The organism is Streptomyces sp. NBC_01142, assembly GCF_026341125.1.
In the GTDB taxonomy this organism is placed as follows: Bacteria; Actinomycetota; Actinomycetes; order Streptomycetales; family Streptomycetaceae; genus Streptomyces.
In genome coordinates, this window is record NZ_JAPEOR010000001.1 from 2,493,198 (window position 1) to 2,508,141 (window position 14,944).

The window sequence follows — 14,944 nt, forward strand, 5'->3', positions numbered from 1 at the left end:
TCTCAGGCGGCGTGGACGTCGACGAGCCCGGTGAGCACGGCAAGTCCGTACGCGAGGAAGAAGGTCCCCCACACCAGTTCGTGCCGTACCGCTGCTTCTCTGCCGAGGTCGTAGCAGCCGTCGAGCAGCCGGCCGGAGCCGGTGAGATGGACGCGGACCAGTTCCTCCAGCACGGCGACCGCACGTTCGCGGTGTCCGAGCTTGAGCAGGGCGACGGCCGTGATCGCGGCCGCCGAGGTGTCGCACGGGCCGTCGGGGCGGCTCTCGTCGGCCAGGGGCACCAGGCGGGAGGCAGCCGACTGCCCAGGCATGCAGCCGAGTTCCTCGGCTCCCAGATGATGCACGGCATCGGCCGCGGCGAGCTGCAGCCAGGCCCGCCCACGGCTCCAGCCGGCCGGCGGATCGTCGAAGGGCAGCCATCCCGAACCCGGATCGAACCTCGACGTACCGCCGGTCAGACAGAGTTCCAGGTGCGTACGAAGATGGGATCCGGCCGCCCGCATCGCCTCCGGACCGGCCGTCGCGAGCAGCGGCACGAGGCCGGGCGACGCGTCGGCGCGGGCGAGCAGCCGTGGTCCGCCGAAGGCCGACCCCCAGGGGACGAGGCCCAGTTCGTGGTCGTAGGAATCCAGGCAGGCGCGCGCCGCGCGCGCACGCAGCTCCGCCGCCCGGTCGTCGTCGGCGGCGAGCGCTGTTCCATACCAGAAGATGAGTCCCCTGGTGGCTGTGTCGGCCTCGGCCCAGGGCGCCAGCCGCGCCGTGCATTGCGCGGCGGCGGCCCGGTCGAGGGCCTCGCCCGTCCCGAGCGCGCGCAGCCACAGCAGTCCGGCCCAGAACCCGCCGGTCCACGAGCCGCGTCCGGTCGTCGTCCAGTGCCCGCTGCCGGGTTCCGCGAACAGCGGGAAGCGGTCGCCGACGTCGCTCCGTACGGCCGCGACCCGCTCGAGGACCGCTGTCAGGGCGGGCAGGGCCCAGGCCGGCGTGCTCATCGCTGGGCCTCGCGCCGGTCCCGTACGGCCCAGAGCAGCGCCACCGCACATGCCCCGGCGAACTCGGCCGCCACCAGGAGCCAGCCGGGCCCGTAGTGGCCCGCCCCGGCCAGCAGGCCGAACAGCGGTGGCCCCACCGCGAACCCGGTGAAGAACCCCGCCGAGACCAGCGCCGAGTCCTGCCCCGCCCGGCCGGGAGCCGCCCGCTGCATGACCAGCACCATCGAGACGGCGTTGCCCGAGACCGCGAACACCCCCACAGCCACGGCCGCCGGCCATGCCAGCGGGTGCACGAGCAACGCGCCGGCCAGCAGCAGCGCCGCACCCACCGCGCCCGCGGCCAGCCATCCGGGCAGCCACTCGGCACGTCCGGGACGGCCGGCCACCTTCGACCAGCCCACCCGGCCGGCGATCCCGGCGACCCCCAGCACGGCCACCAGCGCGCCGGCGGCCGTGGGACCGAGCCCGAGCCGCTGCGTACCGAACAGCGCCAGATAGGTGTTGACCGAGGCGATCCCGCAGCCCAGCAGTAGGGAGAAGGCCGCCAGCCAGGCGATGGCGCCCCGGGGAACCAGGGAGGAGCGCGGGCCGGGGGCTGCCGCCGGTGGGTCGGCGGGGAGCATGCGCGCCGCCCACACGGCGGCCACGACGGCCGTGCCGGCCGCCGTCCACACCGCCCCGCGCCAGCCGATGCCGCCGGCGAGCGCGGCGAGGGGCAGTCCCGCGGCGAAGGCGCCGAGCTGGACCCCGGCCTGCTTCATTCCGGTCACCGCGCCGCGGTCTGCGGGCGGGACCGTGGCCAGAATCGCCTTGTTGGTGGCGGGGTTGGCCAGCGCCTGCGGCAGTCCGCCCAGCGCCACCGCCGCGAGCAGCAGCCCCGCGCCGGGCGCCGCGCCGATCAGTGCGAGCGCCGCGGCGGACACCAGCAGCAGCGCCACCAGGCAGCGGCGCGGGCCCACCCGGTCCACCAGCCGTCCGCCCACCGGCGACAGCACGGCCGCCGTACCGAAGCCCACCGTCGTCGTCAGGCCGAGGACGGTGGGCGAGATGCCGAGTTCGCCGACGAGCCGCGGCCCCAGCGCACCGAGCAGGAACAGCTGCATCATCGAGTAGGCCATGGCGCAGGTCAGCAGAGCCGTCAGCGCACGGGACGCCGGTTCCCCCGGCACCGCGCCCGCCGGCGCTGCTGCCGCTTTCTGCTCCGCCCCCACTGCTGTGCTCCGTTCCCGTCGGCTGCAAGAGGTCGTCGGACCTCGTCAGAAGTCGGGTCGTGTAACCATCAAGTTCCGGGAGTGGGATGTGATCTGAGTCACCGTCATGGCCGGGAGAAAGCCGTTCCGGGAACATTTCGGACGTGGTCTTGACGGCGGCGCGACGGATGCAAGGATGGGCCCGCCATGACTCCAGGGCGATGTTGCCGCGCAGTACGGGCCGCAGTGTTCGCGGCCGTCTGTGTGCTGCTCGGAACGCTCGGCCATGTGCTGATGTCCGGAGTGGCTGTCCCGTGGTGGGCGACTGTCCCCGCCTCGGCCGTGACAGGCGCCGTGGCGTGGGCGCTGGCGGCCCGGGAACGCGGCCTGTTCCTGGTCACCTCCGTGGCCGTGGCCACTCAGGCCGTACTGCACTCCGGGTTCTCGCTGGCGCAGGACATGGCGCACCCTGTGGACGGGTCACCGTCGGCCACGGCCGATCTGCCCATGCTGTCGATGGGCGGGCACGCCCACCACGCCCTGCGGGGGATGACGGACGGCACGGCCCTGCCCATGGGCCCCGACGACGGCATGCCGGCCATGGGCATGTCGTCCCTGGCCATGTCGTCAACGGGCATGCTGGCAGCCCACCTGCTGGCCGCGCTGGTGTGCGGCCTCTGGCTCGCCCACGGTGAGCAGGCCGTCTTCCAGGTCCTGCGTGCCTTCGCGGGCTGGCTCGTCGCACCGCTGAGGCTGCCGCTCCGTCTCCCCGCGCCCCCGCACCGGCCACGCCTCCGCGGCCGGTGCTCCTGCCGCGCCCGCCGCCTGCGGCAGCTGCTGCTCGTTCACGCCATCACTTCACGGGGTCCGCCCACCGGGATCGCTGTCGTCTGACAGCCAGTTCCCCGACGCGGCGACGGTGACCTCGCCTCGCGACTCGGGCATCGGCCTGCCATCGGGCAGAGCCGTACGACTTACCGGCCCGCCCGATCGGCGACCGCCGGATCCCGGAATTGTGAAAGGGACACCAGGCGATGAACTCTGCCCTGCCCCCGTGTTCGCCCCCGCCCCGCCCCGCCGATGTGCGGCGACCACCACACACGGCCGCGAGCGACGAGGTGGTGACCGGCTGGGCGCTCGCCGCTCGCAGCGGCGATCCCGTTGCCGTGGAGCGGTTCGTACGCGCGCTGCACCGCGACGTCTGGCGCTATGTCACCTATCTGAGCGCGGACCCGCAGGCCGCCGACGACCTGACCCAGGACACATTCCTGCGCGCGCTGGGGAGCCTGCACCGCTTCGAAGGCCGCTCGTCCGCGCGTACCTGGCTGCTCTCCATAGCCCGACGCGCGGTGGTGGACAGCCTCCGCCGCACCGCGGCCCGCCCCCGGCTGTCGGGCACGGACGACTGGCAGTCGGCCGCCGAGCGGACCCAGCCCCGCAACCTGCCCGGCTTCGAGGACGGAGTCGCGCTCGCCGAACTGCTGGCCACGATCCCGGGCGAGCGCCGCGAGGCATTCGTCCTCACCCAGCTGCTGGGACTCCCGTACGCCGAAGCGGCGCTGGCCATCGGATGCCCGATCGGCACGGTGCGCTCCCGGGTGGCCCGCGCCCGCAGCGCCCTGACGGCGCTGTTGCGGGAGGCCGAGCAACCCGCCGCACGGCAGGAGGAATGGGCACCGGACGCCGGCCGGGAACCGGGTGAACAGGAGCGGGTGCTCGTGACCACCGCGCCCTGACGGAGACGCGGACGGCCGTCCGGCAGCCTGCAGAGCCCGCGCGGCCGTCCGCGGACATCGGCAGATCGGCCCGGGGACGAAGCCCCGGGGCCGCAGTGGTGGTGACAGGAGATACCGACAACTGGTATGCCGCACAGAGGTGTTCTCACGGCGTTGGCTGGTCGTGAACGCCTGCCCGGCACCATCCGGACTCCCAGGACACCGGAGGGAACATGCACAGGCACCTACGCGGCTTACTGACAGCCGTCGTCCTCCTGGCCGTTGCGGCGATCGGCACCACCGCCCCCACGGCCCACGCCACCGACAGACCCGTGCGGGAACTGCCCACGGCCATCGACGGCGGGGCGTGGAAATCCGGCCATCTCCAGGGCATGGCTCTGGACCGCCGCAAGGGCCGTATGTACTTCTCCTTCACCAACCTCCTCGTCAAGACCGATCTGCGCGGGAAGCCGCTCGGCTCGGTCACCGGCTTCACCGGTCATCTCGGCGACCTGGACTTCAACCGACAGGACGGACGGGTCTACGGCTCCCTGGAGTACAAGGCCGCCCGAGCCTTCTACATCGCCCTCTTCGACGGTGACCGCATCACGCGGATGAACATGGATGCCCTCACCTCCGGGGTCGTGTCGACCGTTCATCTCAAGGAGGTCGTGCGGGACTACACGGCCGACATGAACGGCGACGGTGTCTTCGACGGGGACACGGCGAAGACCCCCGACCACCGTTACGGGTGCAGCGGCATCGACGGCGTCGCGTTCGGGCCGGAGTTCGGCAGTTCGCCGGGCAGGCAGAAACTGACCGTCGCGTACGGCGTCTACTCCCACACCACCCGGACCGACAACGACCACCAGGTCCTGCTCCAGTACGACGTACGGAACTGGAAGAAGTACGAGCGGCCCCTGACCGAATCCGCCCCGCACACCAGCGGTCCCGCCGCGCCCGACGGCAAGTACTTCGTGTACACCGGCAACACCACGTACGGGGTGCAGAACCTGGAGTACGACGGGCACAGCGGCAACTGGCTGATGGCCGCGTACAAGGGCACCAAGCCAGGCTTCCCCCACTACACCCTCTTCGTCGTCGACGGCCAAAAACGCCCGGTGTGGGGCGACATCCGCGGCCAGCAGCGCCCCGAGCGCGGACGGCTGCTGTCGCTGCTGCCCGAAGGGCTGCACCACACGCCGTCGGGGACGTACGGCTGGCAGTCGGCCGGCCAGTACGGACTGGTCTCCCTCGACGACGGCCGCTTCTACCTCGGCGAGGCAGGAAAGATCCAGGACGGTACCGGCACCAAGGAGACCGGCGAGGCGGTGCTGCACCGCTGGACGGGCAACGCGCCCACACCGTTCACCAAGGTCGATCCCGCAGTGCGCCGCATGCCCGTCGTCAGGTGAGCAGTGTCGGCGTCGCTCGCCCGAGCACGTCGTTGACCCGCTCCCATGTCTCCATGTCACGTGCCACAGGCGGCAGTTCGGTCGCGTTCCCGCCCTGCCAGCCGGCCGCCAGTGCCACCGGGTCCTCGCCCGTCGCGGCGCCCGCCGCCAGCGCCGCCGCGCCGAGGGCGACCAGTTCGGCGGACGCGGGGATCAGCAACGGGCGGCCGGAGAGGCGGCGTACGGTCTCCACCCAGTGGCGGCCCCGTGCGCCGCCGCCGATCAGGCGCAGCGGCCGAGTGGCCGCCTCCGGCCCGGACGGGTCGAGGCCGCAGGCGTGCAGTACTTCGTCGAGCGCGCGCAGGACCGTCACGACCGCGCCTTCATAGGCGGCGCCGAGGAGCTGCTGCCGGGTTGTGGTGTGCCGCAGGCCGGTGAGCAGGCCGGAGGCGGCGGGCAGGTCGGGGGTGCGCTCCCCGTCGAGGTAGGGCAGCAGCACGACCTCCCCGCCCGCCTCGGCGGCATCGCGGTGCAGGCCCAGCAGGGTGGCGACCTTGTCGACGGCGAGCGTGCAGTTCAGGGTGCAGGCCAGCGGGAGGTACGTACCGTCGGCGGCGGCGAATCCGGCGAGGGCCGCGGACGCGGGCCGGGTGCGGCTGGCGGCGAAGACCGTGCCGGAGGTGCCGAGGCTGAGCGCCGGGTGGTCCAGCAACCCCGCGCCGCCGAGCCCGAGGCCGACCGCGGCGGCCATGTTGTCGCCGGTGCCGGCGGCGACCGCGATGCCTGCCGGCAGACCGAGCTCCTCGGCGGCCGCGGCGGTGAGCGAGCCGACGCGGGCGGCGCCGGTGGCGGCCACCGGGGGCAGCAGGTCGACGTCCAGGCCGATGAGTCGCAGGAGTTCGGGGTCGTACGCACCGGTGGCGGTGGAGTACCAGCAGGTGCCCGAGGCGTCCCCGGGGTCGGTGGCCGCGGTGCCCGTCAGCCGTTCGGTGAGGAAGTCGTGGGGGAGACGGACCGCGGCCGCAGCCTCGGCCGCCCGGGGCTCGTGCTCGCGCAGCCACTGCCACTTGGCGGCGGTCATCGAGGCGACCGGCACCGATCCGGTGCGGGCCGTCCAGGCGTCCGGGCCGCCGAGCGCCTCGGTGAGGGCGGCTGCCTGCGGGGCCGAACGGGTGTCGTTCCACAGCAGCGCCGGCCTCACCGGCCGCCCGGAGCGGTCGAGGACGACCAGGCCGTGCTGCTGTCCGGCGACCGCGATACCCCGTACGGCGGACGCGGGCAGGCCCGACTCCTTGAGCCCGGTGGCGACGGCCTCACGCAGCGCGTACCACCACACCTCGGGGTCGCTCTCGCGGGCGCCGCCCTCACCGCCGACCTGGTGCGGGGCCCGGCCGACGGCAAGCAGCCGACCGGTCTCGGCGTCGGTGAACGCCGCCTTGGCGGACTGGGTCGAACTGTCCACACCGATGACGACCGTGTGCGTCTGCATTGCCTCACCGCTCCCTCCGGGCCATTTTGGCGTACGAAAAACAAATTACGTCACCCGGTCCGACGGGAACAGGGTGTGGAGTGGGGTATAGGAGTCGGGTAACAGAAGTTGAGGGGCTTCTGTGAGCACGGAGAGGTATGCATTATTAATAAGGTAAGAAAACAAACTGTGGATCGAAGGCGGTCATGGCGATGACGGAACGCTTCACCCCCACCCCCGAGGACAGGTTCACCTTCGGTCTCTGGACGGTCGGCTGGCAGGGCAGGGATCCGTTCGGAGACGCGACCCGGCCGCCCCTGGACCCCGTCGAGACCGTGCAGCGGCTCGCCGCGCTCGGGGCGTACGGCGTCAGCTTCCACGACGACGACCTGATCCCCTTCGGCGCCTCCCGGACCGCGCGCGAGTCGCACATCAAGCGCTTCCGGCAGGCGCTGGACGCCACCGGGCTGGTCGTGCCGATGGCCACCACCAATCTCTTCACCCACCCTGTTTTCAAGGACGGCGGCTTCACCGCCAACGACCGGGGGGTACGCCGGTACGCGCTGCGCAAGACGCTGCGCAACATCGACCTCGCCGCCGAGCTCGGGGCCCGGATCTATGTCGCCTGGGGTGGCCGCGAAGGCGCGGAGTCGGGCGCGGCCAAGGACGTACGCACGGCCCTGGACCGGCTGAAGGAAGCCTTCGACCTGCTGGGGGAGTACGTCACCACGCAGGGCTACGACCTCCGGTTCGCCATCGAACCCAAGCCCAACGAGCCGCGCGGCGACATCCTGCTGCCCACCGTCGGCCACGCGCTGGCCTTCATCGAGCGCCTGGAGCGGCCCGAGCTGTACGGCGTCAATCCCGAGGTCGGCCATGAGCAGATGGCCGGGCTGAACTTCACCCACTCCATCGCCCAGGCGCTGTGGGCGGGCAAGCTCTTCCACATCGACCTCAACGGGCAGAACGGGATCAAGTACGACCAGGACCTGCGCTTCGGCGCGGGCGATCTGCGCTCCGCCTTCTGGCTGGTCGATCTGCTGGAGACGGCCGGCTACGAGGGTCCGCGGCACTTCGACTTCAAGCCCCCCAGGACCGAGGACTCCGACGGGGTGTGGGCCTCCGCCGCGGGCTGTATGCGCAACTATCTGATTCTCAGCGAGCGTGCTGCCGCTTTCCGCGCGGATCCGCGGGTACGGGAGGCGCTGCGGGCCGCGCGGCTCGACGAGCTGTGCCTGCCCACTGCCGCGGACGGGCTGTCCGGACTGCTCGACGACCGTGCCTCGTTCGAGGAGTTCGACGTGGACGCCGCCGGGGAGCGCGGGATGGCCTTCGAGCAGTTGGACCAGCTCGCGATGGATCACCTGCTCGGTGTGCGCTGACTCCCGCGGCGGGCGCGGGCAGCCGCGGGCCCTTGCCGGGGCTCCGCCCGGACCCCGGTCCTCCAACGCCGGACAGGCTGAGTTCCGGCCGACTTGGGCCGCGGTCCAAGCCCCGGCCGCGGTCCAAGCCCCGGCCGCGGTCCAAAGGCAGGGCGCGGTCCCAACGCAGGGCGGGTTGCGGTGTCGGCCGACCCGGACCCGGACCCGGGTTCTCACACGCCGCACGGACACGTTCCGGTGGCCGGACTCAGTGGTCCGCGTAGGCCACCGGGTCCGCCAGCACGTCCTGTACCACCAGGGCCGCCGCGCCGCGCGCCGCGTCCGCCGCCGGGGACGAGGCGCGCAGCCGCCCGCTTCCCTCGGGCCACAGCCCCGACACCACCCGTCCTGCCAGCTCGCCGCCGGCCGGCGGCGAAAGCCAGGGCAGCAGCGGCCGGTAGATCCCACCGAGCACCACCGCGTCCGGGTCGAAGAGGTTCACCGCCCCGGAAAGCACCCGCCCCAGCATCAGCCCGGCCTGCCCGAGCGCCGCGAGCGCGCGCTCCTCGCCCGCCCGGGCCCGCCGCTCCAGCTCCGCCACGCCCGAGGCGCCGGCCCCCTCATCGATCCCCGCGGCCCGCAGGAGCGCCGACTGGCCCGCGTACTGCTCCAGGCAGCCCCGCGAACCGCAGCGGCACTCGGGCCCCTCCGCGGACACCACCACATGCCCGATCTCACCGGCGAAACCGTGCGCCCCGCGGAGCAGTTCGCCGTTCAGGACCAGCGCACCGCCGACCCCGATCTCGCCGGTCAGAAACAGGAAGCTGCGCATCTCGCCCAGACCGCCGAACCACAGTTCGGCCAGCGCCGCCAGATTGGCTTCGTTCTCCGCACGCACCGGCAGGGCGGGCACGCCGGGACGCAGCGCGGCGAGTGCCCCGGCGAACGGGCCCTCGGCCGCGACCCGTGTCCAGCCCAGATTGGGTGCCTGGCGGACCGTGCCCGCCGAGATCAGCCCCGGCAGCGCCAACTCGGCGCCCACGGGACGCAGTTCCTGTTCGGCGGCCGACGTCAGCGCGCGGGCGGTGATGCCGGCGGCGCGGTCGAGTACCTGCGCGGGCGGCGCGCCGCGGTTGTCGAGATGCTCGACGAGCCGCACCCGGTCCGTGCCCGCCAGATCCACCACGCATACCGACACATAGTCGACGTTGATCTCGATACCGACGCCCGCGGCGCCGGTACGGGCCACTTTCAGCACGGTGCCGGGCCGGCCCGCCTGACCGCTGAACGTCTTCCCGGACTCGGACAGGAACCCGCTCTCCAGCAACTGCTCCACCAGCGAGGAGACCGCCGCGCGGGTCAGTCCCACCCGCGCGGCGACCCCGGCCCGGGTCGCCTCGCCCTCGTCGCGGACCGCCCGCAGCACCAGGCTGAGGTTGTGCCGTCGCACGGTCTCCCGGTCCGCCTTGGGCTCCAGCGGTGTGTGGCCGCCGGTGTGGCCGGCGGTACGACTGCCCGTGTGATTGCCCCGGCGACGGTCTCTGTGACTGTCTCTGTGGTTGCCGTTCATCTCGCCGCCGAGCCTAGGTGACGGGACGCGACCTCACGCCTTCGCCGGATCGTTCAGCGGGAACCGCTCCGAGACCCGGCCGACCCGGCCGTACCGCGGCGGGTTGCCGGGCGGCAGGGACGGAGTGGTCCCGGCCGTTGTCCCGGCCGTCCACGACTCAGCCCTGTGGCCCGCGGTATCCCAACGACGCCTCGATCCGGCCCGCGAGTCCGTCACGCCGTACGCGGCCGCGGCCGGCCGAACCGGCCAGCCAGGAGCGGCACTTGCTGCTGAGCAGCAGGCCGAAGCTCTCCGCCTGGTTCTCCTCGGCCTGGTCGAAACGGGTCCGGGCCGCGACCTTGAGCACCGTCGCCTGGAGATCGGCCTCGTCCGTCAGCAGCCGGGCGGCGACGGCCGCGCCCTCGACGTGATGGGTGCAGTGTCCGGCCTCCATGTGCCACAGTTCATGGCCGAGAATGACCAGCTGGTGGTCGGGAGCGGTGCGCTCCTCGATGACGATCAGGTCCTGGTCGGCCATGTCGAGCCAGAGTCCGCTGGCCGTCCCCGGGGGGAACGAGGCCATGCGGTACCGGACGGGCCGGCCGCGGCGCCTGCTCATTCCCTGGCACAGCGCGGCATAGAGATCGGCGGGCTCCACCGGGGCGGACAGATCGATTCCGGCGACCAGCTCGCCGCACAGCCGACGCATCTCTTTGCCTATGCTCACCGTTCTCCTCTCCCCGTCAGCACCTGTGCAGACACCTGCGCATCCCACGCTGTCCTGAAGACGTCAGGGATCTGTCGGCTTGACGCTCTCCAGGAGCATGTCGAGCCATTCGGCGACCTTGTCCCGGTGTTTGTCGGTGGGCAGTTGAGCGGCGCGCCAGGCGATGCCCCGTACCCCGTGATCCTGCAGCAGCCGCTCCAGCGGGTCGCTGTCACCGCCGGCGTAGTCGTGCAGCAGTGCCTGCTCGGTGCGCTGCAGTGCGCCGCCGAGCGCATCGGCGTCCCCGGCGGTGAGGAATCCGGCATGGACCTTGAAGAACCTCTGTATGGCGTCGCAGTGCTCCATGGTCGGCCGGCGGTCGCCGTTGATGAGCGCTCCCGCCTGCTGCCGTGACATGCCCGCACCATCGGCGATCTCCTGCTGTGTGTAGCGGCGGCCGTTGGGCTTCAGCCGTGTCCTGCGCAGCAGGTCGAAGCGCTGCAGAAAGCGCGCCTGGAGGTCGGGTTCCCCGGCCGGCCTGCCGTCGAGCAGGGCGCGGACCACGTCGGCGGGAACACCCGAGGCCTCGGAGAGCTGATGAATGTCGAAGACCTCGCCATGAGGTACCCCGAGCTTGCCCGCGAGTTCGGCCAGGCGGGCGATGGACGCCGCCAGAGGGCCTGCGGCTGTCGGGCCCGGAACCGAGAAGCCGTCTGTCACCAGTAGGTCTCCTAGATCAGGCGAGGTTGCTCCGCAGACAGTGGGCTGCCGGGAGATTATCCGCTGGGAGGGAATACAGCCAGCTCATGCCACAGCTGTGGCGCGAATTGAGCGTTCAGCGACACGGAATGCCACGATAGTTGACATGGCCGCGTTTTCGGTAGCAGGATCGCCACGCGGTTGAAGATCGAACAGGCGCTGCCGCAGCGGGAGTTCGAGAAGGGTGGCGTTCTCGATGACACATGAGGCAAGCCTGGAACGGCCTGGTGTCCACGGGCGTCGAGGGTGTGCCGGCACGACGCGCGGCGCGCTGCGTGCGAGGCGGCTCACCGACGTGCTCAGACGTCGCCGTGAGGAACTGGGCCTGAGCCCGGAGGACGTGGCCGCGCGGCTCGGAATCAGCGCGCACGTGTACGGAACCTGGGAGCGCACACCGGCCCAGGAATGGTCCGACGACAGGCTCATCGCCCTTGTCGAGGCGCTCGAGATGAGCTCCCAGCAGAGCGGATGGCTGTTCCGTCTCGCCGTCGACCGGGACCCGCCGAGGGCAGCATGGAGCACACCGTTGCGTCCGTCGGGGCCGGTGCCTCCCTCCGGGCCGCCGGTACGTCCGCCGGGGCCCGCGCGCCCGGCGGGGCCCAGCCGCCCGTCCGGGCCCGCGTTTCCGGCCGCCCCCCCGCGCCCGCGGGTGCCTGCCCCTTCGTCGGCCTTCACTGCTGCCTGTGCTCCCGCTCCCGTGCGCCCGTCGACGCCCTCGCTGCCGGCGGTCCCCGCCGATCCCGGAGGTCCTGCCGTCCCCGCTGATTCCCCGGATCCGGAGACGCAGGCCTATCTGCGTGACTACGCCACGATGATGGACGCCGTGCCCCTGCCCTCCCTGCTCTTCGACCGGCGGTGGGACGTCGCGCACACCAACCCCGCCTTCGACGCGCTGTTCCGCGGCATCGGACCGCACCCTACGGCCATGCCGGGCCAGAACTTCCTCAGGTTCGTCCTGTTCCACCCGGACGCGGGCACGGTACTCGGTGAGCACGAGACAAGCTGGTGTCTGCCCCTGATGGCACAGTTGGAGTCCGCCCTGGAGGGCGACGACGGGGACGAGGTACTTCAGGCCATTCGCCAGGACATCGCCCTGGACCCGATCATGGACGCCGCCTACCGGTGCGGACTGCCGCACTGGATGCGCGCCATGGGGGCAGCGGCCCTCCATCACGACGGTGCCGTACGGCCGTTGCGGCACCCCGACCCCCGGTGGGGGCGTACCGACTGCCGGATCGTCGACGAGACGCCGCAGACGCTTCAGGACAAGGGGTTCACACGGATGACGCTCGTGCTCCGCGAAACCCGCTCCGCCGCCGTACCGGGAGTGCAGGGTGTCACCGCGGTACCGGGGCGGCGGCGCGGCAAGCATCTGCGGGCGGTCTCCGGAGTCTGAACGGGGCCTGCCTGCCCGCCGGTTTGCCGTCACCCCTGGCAGATGTCGCGCGTCCATGACGCTCCTCGGCGTCCGCGCCGTGAACCGGGCCGGTCTGCACAGCCCCGTGGCCTCCCCGCTCCCCGGCGCTGACTCCAGCACCGGCCGAGTCTCGAGGTCCCACGCGTAACGTGCCCGGATCCTCTGCGTTCCGCCGGGGAGACGGGGGTCCGCCTCCGGAAGGCGGCTGTGACGGTGTTCCGGGAGTTCGTGTGGCTGCGCTCATCGAGGACTATGCACTGATCGGGGACATGCAGACCGCGGCCCTGATAGCCAGGGACGGTTCGGTCGACTGGTTCTGTCTGCCGCGCTTCGACTCGCCCGCCGTCTTCGCCGGGCTGCTCGGCACGGAGGACCACGGATTCTGGCGGCTGGCTCCCGCGGGGCTCGCCGACAGCGCGGGTGCCGCCACCCGCCGTCGCTACCGCGGCGATTCCCTCGTGCTGGAATCGGAGTGGGACACTCCGGAGGGAACGGTCCGGCTGATCGACTTCATGCCGCCCAGGGGCGCAGGACGCGGTAGGCCGGATGCCGCACCGACTCTCGTACGAATGGTGGAGGGCGTCTCAGGGCGCGTCCGGATGAGCTCGGCCCTGCGGATGCGCTTCAGCTACGGCCGGATCGTCCCCTGGGTGCAGCGCGAGCACGGCCCCGGCGGCCGCGACCGGCTGGTCGCCGTGGCCGGCCCCGACGCGCTCTGGCTGGACGCCGACGTCGACACCTACGGGAGTGATCTGACCACCCACGCGGCGTTCAGCGTCGGCGCCGGCGAGCGGGTCACCCTGACGCTGAGCTGGCAGCCCTCCCACGGCGACGCCCCGCCCCGGCCCCACGCTGCCCAACTCCTCACGGACACCGAACAGTTCTGGTCCCGGTGGACCGGCCGGTGCAGCTACTCGGGTCCCTGGCGGGAGGCCGTGGTCCGCTCCCTGATCACCCTCAAGGCCCTCACCTACGCCCCGACCGGCGGCATCGTCGCCGCGCCCACCACCTCGCTGCCCGAGGAGATCGGCGGCGTACGCAACTGGGACTACCGCTACGCATGGCTGCGTGGCGCCGCCATGACGCTGACCGCGCTGCTGCGCACCGGCTACCACGAGGAGGCCCGCCGCTGGCGCGAGTGGCTGCTGCGCGCCGTGGCCGGGGACGCCCAGAACCTGCAGATCATGTACGGGGTCGCGGGCGAGCGCGAGCTGCCGGAGGCCGAACTGCCGTGGCTGCCCGGCTATGAGAAGTCAAGGCCGGTTCGCATCGGCAACGGCGCCGCCAACCAGCTTCAGCTCGATGTCTACGGAGAGGTCGTGGACGCCCTCTGGCTGGGCCAGACCTCAGGGCTTTCGCGCGACGACAGCACGCACATCCTGCAGATGAAACTCATGAACCACCTCGAGTCCAACTGGCGCGAGCCGGACGAGGGAATCTGGGAAGTACGCGGCCCACGCCGCCATTTCGTCCACTCCAAGGTGATGACCTGGGTCGCCGCGGACCGCACCGTACGCAGACTGAGCAGGCTGCCGCTGGAGAGCCCGGTACAGCGCTGGCGGGCCCTGCGCGACGAGATACACCGCGACGTCTGCGCCCACGGTTACGACGCCGGGCGCAACACCTTCACGCAGTACTACGGCTCGCGCGAGCTGGATGCTTCGCTTCTGCTCATCCCGCAGACGGGTTTCCTGCCGCCGGACGACCCCCGGGTGGTGGGCACCGTCGAAGCCGTCCAGCGGGAGCTGTGCGACGACGGCTTGGTACGCCGCTATCCGGTACCCGAGGGCGGCTCGGACAGGGTCGGTGCGGACGGACTGCCCGGCGGCGAAGGCGTCTTCCTGGCCTGCTCGTTCTGGCTCGCGCACGATCTGGCCCTGATCGGCCGGCGGGACGAGGCACGGCAGCTGTTCGAGCGGCTGCTGGCGCTGCGTACCGATCTCGGCCTGCTCGCCGAGGAGTGGGACACCCGGCGCGGCCGGCTGGTGGGGAACTTTCCGCAGGCCTTCAGTCATGTGCCGCTGATCGACACGGCCCTGCGGCTGTCCGGGCGCGGCCCCGGGGCCGGCTCCTAGAGCCATCGTCGACCGGCCCGGCGCATGGTCGTGCGGCACTGCCCCTTCCGCACAGAGGAGATCGGCCATGTCGTCGTCCGTACGAAGGTTCCTCGTCGTCAAAGTGCTGCGCCCGGTGGGCCGCGCACTGATCGCCTACGGGATGTACTGGGTGTGGATCCCGGGGGCCCACTACGAGGAGATCGCGCAGAGCGATCTCTTCACGCGAGCCGACAGCAGGTGAGGTTCACGCCTTTTTCGTCGAGGTCCAGCCGCCTTCAAGGCGGTCTTGAGACGGGTTTCCCAAGCTCTGGCCATCAGTACGCGGCGCTGGGGGCGACG

13 protein-coding genes are annotated in these 14,944 nt (G+C 72.0%); 7 read left to right on the forward strand and 6 right to left on the reverse strand.

Annotation, left to right across the window (positions count from 1 at the left end; all coding sequences use genetic code 11):
• Nucleotides 1-2: 2 nt before the first annotated feature.
• The gene (locus OG883_RS11375) at nt 3-989 is read right to left on the reverse strand and encodes a sugar ABC transporter permease (protein ID WP_266538558.1); all 987 of its coding nucleotides are present in this window, start codon (nt 987-989) and stop codon (nt 3-5) included.
• Nucleotides 986-2,158 (reverse strand): MFS transporter, encoded by a 1,173-nt coding sequence (locus OG883_RS11380; protein ID WP_266541431.1) that lies wholly within the window; start codon nt 2,156-2,158, stop codon nt 986-988. The genes OG883_RS11375 and OG883_RS11380 overlap by 4 nt, the downstream gene beginning before the upstream one ends.
• A gap of 228 nt (nt 2,159-2,386) precedes the next feature.
• Between OG883_RS11380 and OG883_RS11385 the strand changes: the two genes are divergently transcribed.
• The 3 genes from OG883_RS11385 (at nt 2,387) to OG883_RS11395 (ending at nt 5,309) form a co-directional block, all read left to right on the forward strand.
• Nucleotides 2,387-3,073 carry a hypothetical protein gene (locus tag OG883_RS11385; RefSeq protein ID WP_266538561.1) on the forward strand — a complete coding sequence of 229 codons (687 nt, stop codon included), beginning with the start codon at nt 2,387-2,389 and terminating at the stop codon, nt 3,071-3,073.
• A 140-nt stretch (nt 3,074-3,213) separates the two neighbouring features.
• On the forward strand, nt 3,214-3,915 hold the full coding sequence (locus tag OG883_RS11390) for a sigma-70 family RNA polymerase sigma factor (protein ID WP_266538563.1): 702 nt from the start codon (nt 3,214-3,216) through the stop codon (nt 3,913-3,915).
• Between the two features lie 212 nt (nt 3,916-4,127).
• Nucleotides 4,128-5,309 (forward strand): hypothetical protein, encoded by a 1,182-nt coding sequence (locus OG883_RS11395; RefSeq protein WP_266538565.1) that lies wholly within the window; start codon nt 4,128-4,130, stop codon nt 5,307-5,309.
• On the opposite strand, the gene xylB is transcribed toward OG883_RS11395, so the two are convergent.
• The gene (gene xylB, locus OG883_RS11400) at nt 5,302-6,777 is read right to left on the reverse strand and encodes a xylulokinase (protein WP_266538567.1); all 1,476 of its coding nucleotides are present in this window, start codon (nt 6,775-6,777) and stop codon (nt 5,302-5,304) included. The two genes, OG883_RS11395 and xylB, sit on opposite strands and share 8 nt — an antisense overlap.
• A gap of 191 nt (nt 6,778-6,968) precedes the next feature.
• Here xylB and xylA point away from each other — a divergent pair, with 191 nt between their 5' ends.
• Nucleotides 6,969-8,138 carry a xylose isomerase gene (gene xylA, locus OG883_RS11405; RefSeq protein ID WP_266538570.1) on the forward strand — a complete coding sequence of 390 codons (1,170 nt, stop codon included), beginning with the start codon at nt 6,969-6,971 and terminating at the stop codon, nt 8,136-8,138.
• Between the two features lie 247 nt (nt 8,139-8,385).
• Here the strand turns inward: xylA and OG883_RS11410 are convergent, their stop codons facing one another.
• From OG883_RS11410 to OG883_RS11420, 3 genes are all read right to left on the reverse strand, one after another.
• The gene (locus OG883_RS11410; RefSeq protein WP_266538572.1) at nt 8,386-9,687 is read right to left on the reverse strand and encodes an ROK family protein; all 1,302 of its coding nucleotides are present in this window, start codon (nt 9,685-9,687) and stop codon (nt 8,386-8,388) included.
• Nucleotides 9,688-9,844: 157 nt separating this feature from the next.
• Nucleotides 9,845-10,375: a toxin-antitoxin system, toxin component gene (locus OG883_RS11415; RefSeq protein WP_266541434.1), complete on the reverse strand. Its 531-nt coding sequence runs from the start codon at nt 10,373-10,375 to the stop codon at nt 9,845-9,847.
• 81 nt (nt 10,376-10,456) lie between these two features.
• Nucleotides 10,457-11,092, reverse strand: coding sequence for a helix-turn-helix transcriptional regulator (locus OG883_RS11420; RefSeq protein ID WP_266538575.1), 636 nt, complete (start codon nt 11,090-11,092; stop codon nt 10,457-10,459).
• Between the two features lie 334 nt (nt 11,093-11,426).
• Here OG883_RS11420 and OG883_RS11425 point away from each other — a divergent pair, with 334 nt between their 5' ends.
• The 3 genes from OG883_RS11425 (at nt 11,427) to OG883_RS11435 (ending at nt 14,846) form a co-directional block, all read left to right on the forward strand.
• Nucleotides 11,427-12,527: a helix-turn-helix domain-containing protein gene (locus tag OG883_RS11425; RefSeq protein ID WP_266538578.1), complete on the forward strand. Its 1,101-nt coding sequence runs from the start codon at nt 11,427-11,429 to the stop codon at nt 12,525-12,527.
• Nucleotides 12,528-12,778: 251 nt separating this feature from the next.
• A complete protein-coding gene (locus tag OG883_RS11430; protein WP_266538580.1) occupies nt 12,779-14,623 on the forward strand; it encodes a glycoside hydrolase family 15 protein in 1,845 nt (614 codons plus the stop codon).
• A gap of 67 nt (nt 14,624-14,690) precedes the next feature.
• Nucleotides 14,691-14,846, forward strand: coding sequence for a hypothetical protein (locus OG883_RS11435; RefSeq protein ID WP_266538583.1), 156 nt, complete (start codon nt 14,691-14,693; stop codon nt 14,844-14,846).
• Nucleotides 14,847-14,944 lie beyond the last annotated feature (98 nt).